Here is an 11,903-nt window from a genome sequence, read left to right on the forward strand (position 1 = left end):
CACTGAGTCCATGCAGGTCCAGGTCATCGCAGACGCCTCCGATCGTGACGGGGGATACGTCGCCGAACGCCTCGTCGAGCACGGCGCGACGCTTCACGAGATCGACCGGGACCAGATCCCGGCCTTCGTCGACGTGGAGCGCCCGGACCTGGTGCTGCTGCTCGGCTCGGGCCACTCGGCCCACGACCCGGCCCGCAAGCACGTGGTGGAGTCGGAGAGCACCTTCGTGCGGGTGGCGCTCGCCGTCGGCGTGCCGGTGATGGGGATCTGCTACGGCGCCCAGCTGATGGCGCGTGCCCTGGGTGGCACGTCGTGGCGTGCCGACGAGCCCGAGGTCGGCTGGGTGCGCATCGACACCACCGACCACCGCCTCTGCCCCGAGGGTCCGTGGGCTCAGATGCACAGCGACGTGTTCGCGCCGGGCCCGACCGCCCGCGTCCTCGGCACGTCCTGGCGAGGTCCGCAGTGCTTCGTCGACGACTCGTTCGGTGCACGTGCCATTGCGTGGCAATTCCATCCCGAGGTGACTCCGCAGACCTGGGAGCGGTGGGTGCGCGAGGAGTACTACGGCGACACGACAGTCGACGCCCGCGCCCTCATCGAGCTGGCCCGCGAGCACGCCCCGTCGAACCGCAACATGGCCCATGCGCTGGTCGACGACGCGCTGGACTACCTCGGCGTCGACACGGGCAGTCGCTGACGTAGGAGGGCCCGACGTCACGAAGCCCCGACCGGTGCGTGACCAGTCGGGGCTCCGAGCCAGGGGAGGGGCGCGTCAGTCGGTGACGTCGGCGTTCTCGTGCGCGGCCGCTGCGGCCTTCTTCTCCGAGCCGGCGTCGGCGGTGGACAGCTGGCCGCCGGTGCTCTCGAGGTGGGCGCGGATGAACCAGTGGAACAGCTCGAGCTTGCTCTGCTGTGCGATGACCATGTCCTCGGTCACGGGGTCGAGGTCGGCCACCTCGGCCTGGGCCTTGCGGTGGTCCTCCAGCAGGTTGACGTAGACCTCGTCGAGCGCACCGAGGTGCTCGTTGGTGGTGGCGCGGCCCAGGGAGTAGTCCTCCCAGGTGCGGCCCTCGACCACGGCGCCGGGGGTGCCCTTCGGCGAGGTGCCGAGCGTGGCGATGCGCTCCGCGGTCTCGTCGACCATGGCGATGACCTCGTCGACGTGCGGGTCGATCATCTCGTGGACGGCGATGAAGTGCGGACCCACGACGTTCCAGTGCACGTGCTTGAGCGTCAGGTGCAGGTCGATCAGGGCGTTGAGGCGACCCTGCAGGACGCCGGCGAGCTGCTCGCCCTCGGCCGGGGTCAGTCCGGGGATGGTGAATTTCGGAGTGGAAGTAGCCATGCCTGCTGTGTACCCACCTGACCTGGGTCTCACACCCTCCAGGACCCGCGAAACACCGCTCGCTCGACGCGCGACGCGCCGCTCGCCGGCGAGTTGAAATCGCGCTGACCTGCGGTGATGCGCAGCCTGAGAAAAAGTGTCAGTCATGTCGTGAAAGATGTTGCACGCATCACGACGCACCACGTACAGTGGCACTACATCTAGTAGTTACACCGATGTAGTTCTCCACATCTTGATGCACAGGACGGTGGGGGTTACACACCGAAATGACTCGGAATCCACAGCGAGTCCACAAGATCTCCACACCTCCGTCCCCGACAGGAACTCCCGGCTGGGGCAGGAAGCGAGGAGTGGAAGTCCGCAATCATCACGACCGGAAGATCACGGAAGGAGCCGGCGATGCACTGTCCGTTCTGCAAGAACACCGACACCAAGGTCCTCGACAGCCGTGTCGCCGACGAGGGCGGGTCCATCCGTCGTCGCCGCAGCTGCCTGACGTGCGAGAAGCGCTTCACGACCATCGAGCAGATGCAGCTCATGGTGGTCAAGCGAAGTGGCGCCACCGAGCCGTTCACCCGTGACAAGGCCGTCGCGGGTGTCGCCAAGGCCTGCAAGGGCCGCCCGGTGTCCGCCGACGACCTGGCCCGCCTGGGTCAGCAGGTCGAGGACACGTTGCGCGAGTCCGGCGCGGCCGAGGTGCAGGCGCACGCCGTGGGCATGGCCATCCTCGAGCCGCTCAAGACCCTCGACGAGGTCGCCTACCTGCGGTTCGCGAGCGTCTACAAGGCGTTCGAGTCCGCCGACGACTTCGCCTCGGAGATCGCCACGATGATGTCGGCCGCCGCCGACGGCGAGCTCGCCGAGGAGCACGCCCGCACCACCCAGCACGACCAGCGCTGACGCATCCAGCACCAGACATCCAGCACGAACGCCACCCACCACCGCACAGGAGCACCAGTCATGACGGAAACGGTCAACGGACCCAGCGGGTCCGAGCCCACCTCCACCTCCGGTTCGCACAAGACCCGCACGGGTCTGCCGATCAACCGGGTCTACACCACGCCGGGGGTGCACCCGTACGACGACGTCACCTGGGAGCGGCGCGACGTCGTGCAGACCAACTGGAAGACCGGTGAGAACGTCTTCGAGCAGCGTGGCGTGGAGTTCCCCGACTTCTGGAGCGTCAACGCCTCCACCATCGTCACGACCAAGTACTTCCGCGGCGCCGTCGGCAGCCCCGATCGCGAGCAGAGCCTCAAGCAGCTGCTCGACCGCGTGGTGCTCACCTACACCGCGGCCGGCAAGGAGTTCGGCTACTTCGCCACCGACGTCGACGCGGAGATCTTCGAGCACGAGCTGCACCTACATGCTCCTGCACCAGGTGTTCAGCTTCAACAGCCCGGTGTGGTTCAACGTCGGCACGTCCAGCCCCCAGCAGGTCAGCGCCTGCTTCATCCTCGCGGTGGATGACTCCATGGACTCGATCCTGAACTGGTACAAGGAGGAGGGCCTGATCTTCAAGGGTGGATCCGGTGCTGGCCTGAACCTGAGCCGCATCCGTTCGTCCAAGGAACTGCTCAAGTCCTCCGGCGGCACCGCCTCGGGCCCGGTGTCGTTCATGCGCGGTGCGGACGCGTCGGCCGGCACCATCAAGTCCGGTGGCGCCACGCGTCGCGCGGCCAAGATGGTCGTGCTCGACGTCGACCACCCGGACATCGCCGAGTTCGTCGAGACCAAGGCCAAGGAGGAGGACAAGATCCGCGTCCTCCGCGACGCCGGCTACGACATGGACCTCGGTGGCGCCGACATCACGTCGGTGCAGTACCAGAACGCCAACAACTCCATCCGCGTCAACGACGAGTTCATGCGCGCGGTCGAGGAGGGCGGCGAGTTCGGTCTGCGGGCCCGCACCAACGGTGAGGTCATCGAGACCATCGACGCCAACCAGCTGTGGAAGGACATCGCGCAGGCCGCCTGGGCGTGCGCCGATCCCGGCATCCAGTACGACGGCACCATCAACGACTGGCACACCTCGCCCGAGGCCGGCCGCATCACCGCGTCCAACCCGTGCAGCGAGTACATGCACCTGGACAACTCCAGCTGCAACCTGGCCAGCCTGAACCTGCTGAAGTTCCTCAAGGACGACGGCTCGTTCGACACCACGAAGTTCGTGCAGTCCGTCGAGCTGATCATCACCGCGATGGACATCAGCATCTGCTTCGCGGACTTCCCGACCGAGGCCATCGGCGAGACCACTCGCGCCTACCGTCAGCTGGGCATCGGTTTCGCCAACCTCGGCGCGCTGCTCATGGCGTCGGGCCTGGCGTACGACTCCGACGGCGGCCGCGCGCTGGCCGGAGCCATCACGTCGCTGATGACCGGCACCTCGTACCGTCGCTCGGCCGAGCTGGCCGGCGTGGTCGGCCCGTACGACGGCTTCGCGCAGAACGCGTCGGCGCACGAGCGGGTCATGCGCAAGCACCAGGCCGCCAACGACGAGATCCGCACGCTGCACTCGATGGACATCGCGGTGCACCGCGAGGCTGCCAAGCAGTGGGCCGAGAACCTGACCATCGGTCAGGAGAACGGCTGGCGCAACAGCCAGGCGTCCGTGCTGGCGCCCACCGGCACCATCGGCTTCATGATGGACTGCGACACCACCGGCATCGAGCCGGACTTCTCGCTGGTCAAGTTCAAGAAGCTGGTCGGTGGCGGCTCGATGCAGATCGTCAACCAGACGATCCCGGCGGCGCTGAAGAAGCTCGGCTACGCCGAGGAGACCATCGAGGCGATCGTGGAGTTCATCGCCGAGAACGGGCACGTCATCGACGCGCCGGGCCTCAAGACCGAGCACTACGAGATCTTCGACACCGCCATGGGCGAGCGCTCCATCAAGCCCATGGGCCACGTGCGGATGATGGCTGCCTGCCAGCCGTTCCTGTCCGGCGCCATCTCCAAGACGGTCAACCTGCCCGAGTCCGCCACGGTCGAGGAGATCGAGGACGTCTACTTCCAGGGCTGGAAGCTGGGCCTGAAGGCGCTCGCGGTCTACCGCGACAACTGCAAGGTCGGACAGCCGCTGTCGGACGGTAAAGCCAAGGCCAAGGATGCGCCGGCCGAGGAGGTCAAGACGGTCATCGTCGAGAAGCCGATCCGCCGTCGTCTGCCGAAGTCGCGCACGTCGATCACCACGTCGTTCAGCGTCGGTGGCGCCGAGGGCTACATGACCTCCGGTGCGCACGAGGACGGCTCGCTCGGCGAGATCTTCCTCAAGCTGGGCAAGCAGGGCTCGACCCTGGCCGGCATGATGGACGCCTTCAGCATCGCGATCAGCATCTCGCTGCAGTACGGCGTGCCGCTGGAGACGTTCGTCTCGAAGTTCACCAACATGAAGTTCGAGCCGGCCGGTCTGACCGACGACCCAGACGTCCGCATGAGCCAGTCGATCATGGACTACACGTTCCGTCGCCTGGCGCTGGACTACCTGGACTACGAGACGCGGTCCGCCCTGGGCATCTACTCGGCCGACGAGCGCCAGCGCTACCTCGACACGGGCTCCTACGAGCCCCTGAACTCCGGCGGCACCACCGCCGCCGAGCTCGTCGAGGCAGAGCGTGTCGAGGAGCCGGTCGCCAGCGAGCGAAGCGAGCGTGAGGGAGCGCCAGCGACCGAGGCGTCCGAGCCCACTTTGCTCGCCAGGGAGCGGAGCGACCGTGAGGACGAAGTCCGAGGCGCGGCAACCCCTGCCCCGAAAACCGCCCACACCAGCGCCGAGCTGCTCGAGGCCATCACCGGCTCCGCGGTCGACTCCCCGCTGTGCATGACCTGCGGCACCAAGATGCGCCCCGCCGGCTCCTGCCACGTCTGCGAAGGCTGCGGCAGCACCAGCGGCTGCAGCTGATCGAGCCGTGAGCGTGGACGAGCCCCGGCCCCTCGGGTCGGGGCTCGTCCACAGACACACCCGTCCAATCCCGTAGGTCGTCCGAGGCGAGGAATAGACTTCGAACATGAGCTCGAAAGACCCGGCCTTCACCTTCATCGACCTCTTCGCCGGCATCGGCGGGTTCCACGCAGCGCTCTCCGCTCTGGGTGGCAAGTGCGTCTACGCCTCGGAGATCGACGAGGCAGCCGCCAAGATCTACCAGCACAACTGGGACATGGAGGTCGCGGGCGACATCATCCCTGAGACCGACCCAGTCGTGAAGGTCCCCAAGCACGATGTGCTCGCGGCGGGCTTCCCCTGCCAGCCGTTCTCGAAGTCCGGCAAGCAGCGAGGCATGGACGAGGCACGCGGCACCTTGTTCTGGAACATCTGCCGGATCCTCGAGGAGCACCGTCCCTCCATGGTCATCCTCGAGAATGTCCGCAACATTGCCGGCCCGCGGCACAAGCACGAGTGGGACGTGATCATCCGGTCGCTGCGCGAGCTGGGCTACCAGGTCTCCTCGACCCCGGCCGTGTTCTCCCCGCACCTTCTCCCGCCGTGGATGGGTGGCGCTCCACAGGTCCGCGAGCGAGTCTTCATCGTCGGCACCTACGTCGGTGACGAGCGCGCCTCGGAGGAGGTCGCGCCCGTCGTGACCAACCAACCGATCGACGGCTGGAACCCGCAGGACTGGCGCCTCGCCGACATCCTCCAGGCCGAGGACGAGATCGCCGATCGTGCCAACTACGCGCTGAGCGAGTCCGAGCAGCAGTGGGTCAACGTCTGGTCCGACTTCGTCCGTCGATTCCGCGAACTCGGGGTACCAAAGCTTCCCGGCTTCCCGATCTGGGCCGACGCCTTTGTCCACGAGGACGACCTCGAGATCCCCGACGGCACGCCGGCTTGGAAGTCAGGTTTTCTGCGCAAGAACGCCGAGTTCTACACGCAGTACCGCTCTGTCATCGACGCTTGGCTCGAGGAGCATGACCACCTCGCAGGGTTCCCGCCGTCGCGCCGAAAGCTCGAGTGGCAGGCGCAGGACGCTGCGACGCTCGAGGAGTGCATCATGCACTTCCGTCCCTCCGGCATCCGAGTCAAGAAGCCGACCTACGTGCCGGCGCTGGTCGCGATCACCCAGACCACCATCCTCGGCACCCCGCTCCGTCGCATCACTCCGCGCGAGGCCGCCCGCCTTCAGGGCCTCCCCGACACCTTTGAGTTCCCCGGTCAGCCTGACTCCGCCAGTTACAAGCAATTGGGCAACGGCGTTAACGCCGGAGTTGTCGAGCACGTCGCTCGTGCCCAGATGGCGCGCAGCGGCACGCGGTGGGCGGAGACCGCGGCACTTGCAGCCGTGCATCTGGCACAGCGCTAACTACCAGGCATGGGTATCAAAGCAGATCTGCCAGAGTTGATCGCTAACGCACTGGGGGTTCCACCGCCGCCAAGGAAGGCAAGTTGGGTCTCGTCAGGCGACACCGTTGAACGTGCATGGCATGAGGCAATCGGCGAGCGACTTGGTGTTCCGTACGTGGCGCCCAAGCCTCGTCATATGAGGCTTCTCCTTGAGCACTTTGACGTTCCATGGGACCAAGAACGTTACGCAGGCCAGGCGTATGCGGGTAAGCAAGACGGCGACAATATTTGGACCGCCGCCTATGCGGATCTATACGCAGCATTGGTGGCCGCCATTTGTAGCGAATCGCTCGAACTGGCCACCATCCCGAGCGCCGCACCGTTCAAGGCTCGCGAGCGGGCCTTGCGGGCCATCTTGGAGCGGCGCGGGCAGCAACAGTTCCGACGTCGATTGCTTCGGGCGTACGGGGGTCGGTGTGCCATCACCGGGTCGAGAGCAGTGCCCGTTCTTGAAGCTGCGCACATCGTGCCAGTGGTGCACGGGGGTCTGGATACTCTGAGCAACGGACTGCTGCTCAGATCGGATGTGCACACACTCTTCGATCTTGGACTGGCAGCGATTGAGCCCACTTCGAGGATTGTGAGGTTCTCGCCTGACCTGCGCGGCGAGTACGAGGAGTTTGACTCGTGTCGCGTCAGGACGCCATCAGACGGCACTCTCTCGCCAGGACGACGGGAGTTGGACTGGCACTGGGGATTCGCCAGCCTAGGTGGCCCCTCGTTCGATTAGTGCGGCGGCGATTTGCGCGCCCTCACAGTGGGGCTCTCGTGCTCCGACGCTCGGACCCCTGGCGCGGTGTCTTTCGAGCGAGTATGGGCATCTTCGCCGATCGCGCAGCCTGGCGTCACGCGGCGGGTTCGCGTTCTCGGTCTGCTAGGGGACCTCGGCAGAGTAGACCAGGAAGTTGTCGATGTCCTTCTTCTTGATCTTGACCTTCATCGCGCGGGCTCCGCCGCCAGGCTGCTTGCCCTGTGCGAAGTCGCCGAGCACGACGTGGAAGTTGGCTGCGTTCACCTCGAGGACGACCATGCGAACGAATCGGACGGACGCCTTGAATCTGGTCGCGTAGGACAGCGGACTGAACGGGAGGACCGCCTTTCCCTGCTCGAGCTTCCACTTGTTCCACTCGATCGTGGCGACGTCCCCGTGATCCTTGGCGTGGGTGGTCTCGTGCTCGTAGATCACGTACCAAAAACGCCCGAACTCCTGGACGCATCGAGCGAGGTCGGCAGCGTCGTTGCCGGGGGACTCGTTGTAAGCAACGTTCGACGCCTTGAGGTCGCCGTAGAACTCGAGTCCGTGCGTGCCCATGATTCCCAGGTCGTAGTCGTACTCGCCCCGCTTCTTCGTCTTGCGGTGCTCGATCAGAACGGGTGGACCCTGGAGGCGAAGCGACTCGTCGAGCTTGAACTCGGTGAAGAAGCCGGGCCACTCCGCCTGGAAGGTGTCGGGCCATCCGGCAGAATGCATCTCCGTGACCGCGTCGAGCGCGTGGATCGTCGACCCGGTCAGGAATGTCTCGTTGAACGCCTCCAGCGCTGCCAGCTGCGGCTGCCTGGACGTGAACCCGTCGCGCAGGTAGGTCGCGAGCTGGTCGGTCCGGACGCTCGTCAGTCGGTTCCCGTTGCGATCCGTGCGCGAGAACTGGCCGAGTGTCTGCGCCTGGAAGAGGTCGTTCGTCGCGACATGCGCAGCAGAGTTGTTCGCCTTGCGGGTCAGGTACGTCGCCGGGTCGAAGTCGACGAAGAGCGTCACGTCGTCGTGGTGATAGATCCCGATGAACCGCACGCGCAGCCCGTCGGTCGCGGCGTCGCTCGCGGCGGCGACCCAGGTGTTCGGGATCTGGATCCGCTTCTTGAATTCAGGCCACGGGTGACCGAGGTGCGTGACCTGCGCCTTGAAGATCACCTGATCCTCGAACGTCACGACGCGCAACCTGCCCTGCGTGGCGACCGTCGCACCAGGGAGGGCGGCGAGCAAGAGCGCGTTCTTCTCACTCTCGGACAGCGTCTTGTCGACATTGGAGACAACTGCGCCGCTGGAGGTGATCTGGTCGACGAGGTAGGCCACATGCCAGTTCTACCAAGGGTGCGGCTCGGCAGGCGGACGATCGGGCAGGTCGCGACTGGCTCGATCGAACTATTTCGAGACAGGTGATGGCGTTTCGCGCTCCCGTGACATAGACAACAGATAGCGTTCGAAACGCTCGGGAGGAGAACTGTGTCGCGCGCCAAGTACCTAGAGTTGAACGAGCGTCTGGCTGAGGTCATGTTCAGCCTCGATCACGCCGGGCGACCGGTCTATGTGGGAGCCGAGGAGTCGGAACTGTCCAGGGCCGTCGAGGGGATCGACACGAGTGGGCAGGGAGCGTTGGAGTACCTGTGCCACGTGACGCGATCGACGCTCAATCTCGACGACCAAGGAGTTTCACCCTTCCGCTGGTACGTCGAGCGGCTTCGGGCGGAGACTGATCCACTAGCGACCCCTCCCACGATCGGACTGGCTGTCATCCTCGCCGTAGCGGCTGACCAGATGGCTGCCGGCGACGGGATGGCGGCCAACAACTACTACGGGCGGCTCGCGCACCTCCTCGATGTCCCCGATGACCGTTTCTCCCGGCTCACGACCGACTATCAGAACGTCGCCGAAGATGTCTGGGCGTCGTTGAACGACTGGTTGGTCGCCTGGGAGGGATCGCGTGGAACCCCCACGGCGTACGCGATTGGACACCGCCACGTCGGGTTGCCGATGTCACAGGCACTGGTGCGCGAGCACGACCGCAACCAGCTGACGAAGATCTTTCGAGCGGAAGGGCTGCCACCAGGCCTCCAGATGACTCCGCGCGACATGGAGGACATCCTGAGCGGCTGGGTGTCTCGCAGTCCCTCTCCGCTGACGCAGGCTTTTCGCGCTCTGTTCGAGAACGCGACTGCACGAGAGCGCATGCTGTCGGTGGTCTGCCTCGAGCTCGAGGCCTGGGACGGTGCGAGCTTCGGCGACGGTGAGCTGCAGCAGGCTGCGGTCCGTTCGTTCGGTGACCTGCGTCTGCTGGCCGTGCTTCGCCAGTTCCTCGGCGAGGCGCTCGAGATCAACATGCTGGTCCCGCTGGTCGAAGCGAAGGCCGAGGCACTCGTCGTCAGCGCCGGCGAAGGGCAGGTCGCGCTGGACGTCGCCGTCGGCGCCGGTGGGACCGGGCGGCTCGCACACATCGACGCCCTCGACCTGGACAGCCTGCTCATCGACTACCTGGAGGGAACGGTGGGCGAGGGCGGGCGAGTAGTGGAACGGCGGCCACGGCGAGTGGTTCCCCTGCGCTGGCACGACCTGCAGAGCGCCTACGTCGAGGTCGAGCGAGTCGAGCGTGGCGATCAGGTGCTCCTGCTCGCGTTGAAGTCGACGCAGACCCGGCTCGTGGAATTCCTCGAGGTCGCCGCCCGTCCAGGCTTCAAGATCCACGAGTCCATGGCGGGTCTGCCCGATGGATGGGTCGTCGTCTCGGACGTCCAGATCATGGCGGCCGTCGAGGGAAGCTTCCACAGGGACTTCCTGCCACTGATCCCGCGTGCGCAGACGAGCCTGGCCTTCTCGGGTGGGCTGAGCCTTCCCGGAAACCTGCGCAAGTGGTCGACGATGTCGCCACCCGAGCTCCATGCGGTCGCCGCCGGGGCAGAGCGCATCATGGTCCGGGTCGATGAAGGGTCACGGATGGGAGTCGAGCTCGATCGGCTCGAGTTCGAGGGCGAGTCCGCAGTGGTCGACGTCTCGTCTCTGAACCTCCAGGACGGCGAGTACTTCTTCACGCTATTCGTCGGTGCCGCGAAGACGCCCGCGTCGACGGCGCTGCTTCGTCTGCGTTCCGCTGACAACCCTGTCTCCGCCGAGGCGATCGACGGGGGTCGACTCGTCTACGAGCCTGGGCACGACTCGTTCTGGCCCATCTCGGCGGCCGAGCGATCAGGAGTGCCGAACATCGACGGCGTCCTGGTGGACGAGGGTGTCGTCGCTTCCGGCGCAGCCGTTGCGATTCCCGAGTTCTGGAAGCGGCCGCCCGCCGCGGTGGCCAGCAAGAAGCGTGAACGCATCCGGGTGGGGCGCCAGCTGGGGGACGATTCGTGCATGCACACTGGCGCACACCGTTTTCACCTCCCGCCAGCTGGCGCAGGGCGTCCGTCATCTGCGTCGGTCGAAGGTGAGTGCGAGACGTGCGGCATCGTGCGGCGGTTCCCGACCACAGCCTGGGCGGCGAAGAAGAAGTCGAAGACCCCGGTCGTGAAGAAGCTGCACGTCAACCAGCTGGCGAGTGGGCTCCCTGCCGTCAGGACTGAGCACACGGAGCACGCAGCCGTGATGCTCGACGCCATCTCGCACGTCGGCTCGGGGTCCATGAACGACCTGGCGCGGGTGGCCGGTGCGGCTGAGTCGAGCGCCGTGTTTGCCGACACCTACGCGCGCGATCTCGAGGCGGTGGGACACGTCGACCTGCGACGTGACGACATGAGCAACATCGTTGAGTGGGGCGTGAACTTTCCGACACTCGTCCCGACTGGTTCGGGCTGGTACCTGAGCGGTCGCACGTCGCCGTCGCTCGTGACCGACCTGCGGCTCGCTGCTGCGCGGCTGGCAGGCACCATTCGAGACGACGCCGATGGTCACGTCAGGACGATCCGAGTCTCGGGGCTGGACGTCCATCACCACGATGTCGCGAGCGTGCTGAGCGACCACGGGGTTCGCGTGCTCGACTCCAACCCGGCGCTCCGCCTCGCTGCCGCCTTGCCGAACGTGACCGATCTCGTGAACGGCATGCCACGGCGTCCCCTGCCTGCGAGCAAGCGGATCGAGCGGTGGGACACACCGTCCGCGAAGTGGTTGGAGGCAGACTCTATGACGACGGTCGGTGCCTACCGGATCACGAACTTCTCGCGGGTCTATTGCGTGCGGAACGAGGAGGACCTCGCGCTCGGATCGATCCGGATCAGCAACGTGCAGGTGGTCAAGCACGTAGCGAGCGCCTGGGCCAAGGACCCGCTCGTCGCGTATCACTCGCTCAGCGAGTCCGTTCTGGTGCCTCGGGGTGCTGATCTCCCGGGTCTCTACGCGAGAGCCGCGGTGGTTGCTTCGGGGCTTGCGCCTCGGTCCACGTCAGCTGCGCTTCAGTACCGGGACGTGCCGCGTTCGGTCGCCGACGTCCTCTACGCCAAGCTCTCGTCTTAGGA

The 11,903-nt window shown here is 66.0% G+C and carries 7 protein-coding genes and 1 pseudogene; 6 read left to right on the forward strand and 2 right to left on the reverse strand.

Annotated features, from left to right (window positions below):
- The first annotated feature begins 10 nt into the window (after nucleotides 1–10).
- Nucleotides 11–700, forward strand: coding sequence for a type 1 glutamine amidotransferase (locus AC0L5F_RS00205; protein WP_473314591.1), 690 nt, complete (start codon nucleotides 11–13; stop codon nucleotides 698–700).
- Nucleotides 701–775: 75 nt separating this feature from the next.
- Here AC0L5F_RS00205 and AC0L5F_RS00210 read toward each other — a convergent pair whose 3' ends face one another.
- On the reverse strand, nucleotides 776–1,348 hold the full coding sequence (locus AC0L5F_RS00210; protein WP_473314592.1) for a Dps family protein: 573 nt from the start codon (nucleotides 1,346–1,348) through the stop codon (nucleotides 776–778).
- Between the two features lie 399 nt (nucleotides 1,349–1,747).
- On the opposite strand from AC0L5F_RS00210, the gene nrdR reads away from it, so the two are divergent.
- From nrdR to AC0L5F_RS00230, 4 genes and pseudogenes are all read left to right on the forward strand, one after another.
- A complete protein-coding gene (gene nrdR / locus AC0L5F_RS00215; protein ID WP_473314593.1) occupies nucleotides 1,748–2,248 on the forward strand; it encodes a transcriptional regulator NrdR in 501 nt (166 codons plus the stop codon).
- 60 nt (nucleotides 2,249–2,308) lie between these two features.
- Nucleotides 2,309–5,249, forward strand: a pseudogene (locus AC0L5F_RS00220) (vitamin B12-dependent ribonucleotide reductase).
- 106 nt (nucleotides 5,250–5,355) lie between these two features.
- On the forward strand, nucleotides 5,356–6,648 hold the full coding sequence (locus tag AC0L5F_RS00225) for a DNA cytosine methyltransferase (protein WP_473314594.1): 1,293 nt from the start codon (nucleotides 5,356–5,358) through the stop codon (nucleotides 6,646–6,648).
- A 177-nt stretch (nucleotides 6,649–6,825) separates the two neighbouring features.
- Nucleotides 6,826–7,419, forward strand: coding sequence for an HNH endonuclease (locus AC0L5F_RS00230; RefSeq protein WP_473314596.1), 594 nt, complete (start codon nucleotides 6,826–6,828; stop codon nucleotides 7,417–7,419).
- 144 nt (nucleotides 7,420–7,563) lie between these two features.
- Here the strand turns inward: AC0L5F_RS00230 and AC0L5F_RS00235 are convergent, their stop codons facing one another.
- Nucleotides 7,564–8,760: a hypothetical protein gene (locus AC0L5F_RS00235; protein ID WP_473314597.1), complete on the reverse strand. Its 1,197-nt coding sequence runs from the start codon at nucleotides 8,758–8,760 to the stop codon at nucleotides 7,564–7,566.
- A gap of 462 nt (nucleotides 8,761–9,222) precedes the next feature.
- On the opposite strand from AC0L5F_RS00235, the gene AC0L5F_RS00240 reads away from it, so the two are divergent.
- Nucleotides 9,223–11,901, forward strand: coding sequence for a hypothetical protein (locus AC0L5F_RS00240; protein WP_473314599.1), 2,679 nt, complete (start codon nucleotides 9,223–9,225; stop codon nucleotides 11,899–11,901).
- Nucleotides 11,902–11,903 lie beyond the last annotated feature (2 nt).

The sequence above is a fragment of the Aeromicrobium sp. 10G20-16 genome, assembly GCF_055809665.1.

Excerpts from the sequence above, each read along its gene's own strand:
- nrdR (WP_473314593.1), top strand. The coding sequence starts at position 1,748 with ATGCACTGTCCGTTCTGCAAGAACACCGACACCAAGGTCCTCGACAGC.
- AC0L5F_RS00205 (WP_473314591.1), top strand. The coding sequence starts at position 11 with ATGCAGGTCCAGGTCATCGCAGACGCCTCCGATCGTGACGGGGGATAC.
- AC0L5F_RS00225 (WP_473314594.1), top strand. The coding sequence starts at position 5,356 with ATGAGCTCGAAAGACCCGGCCTTCACCTTCATCGACCTCTTCGCCGGC.
- AC0L5F_RS00240 (WP_473314599.1), top strand. The coding sequence starts at position 9,223 with ATGGCTGCCGGCGACGGGATGGCGGCCAACAACTACTACGGGCGGCTC.
- AC0L5F_RS00230 (WP_473314596.1), top strand. The coding sequence starts at position 6,826 with ATGAGGCTTCTCCTTGAGCACTTTGACGTTCCATGGGACCAAGAACGT.
- AC0L5F_RS00210 (WP_473314592.1), bottom strand. The coding sequence starts at position 1,348 with ATGGCTACTTCCACTCCGAAATTCACCATCCCCGGACTGACCCCGGCC.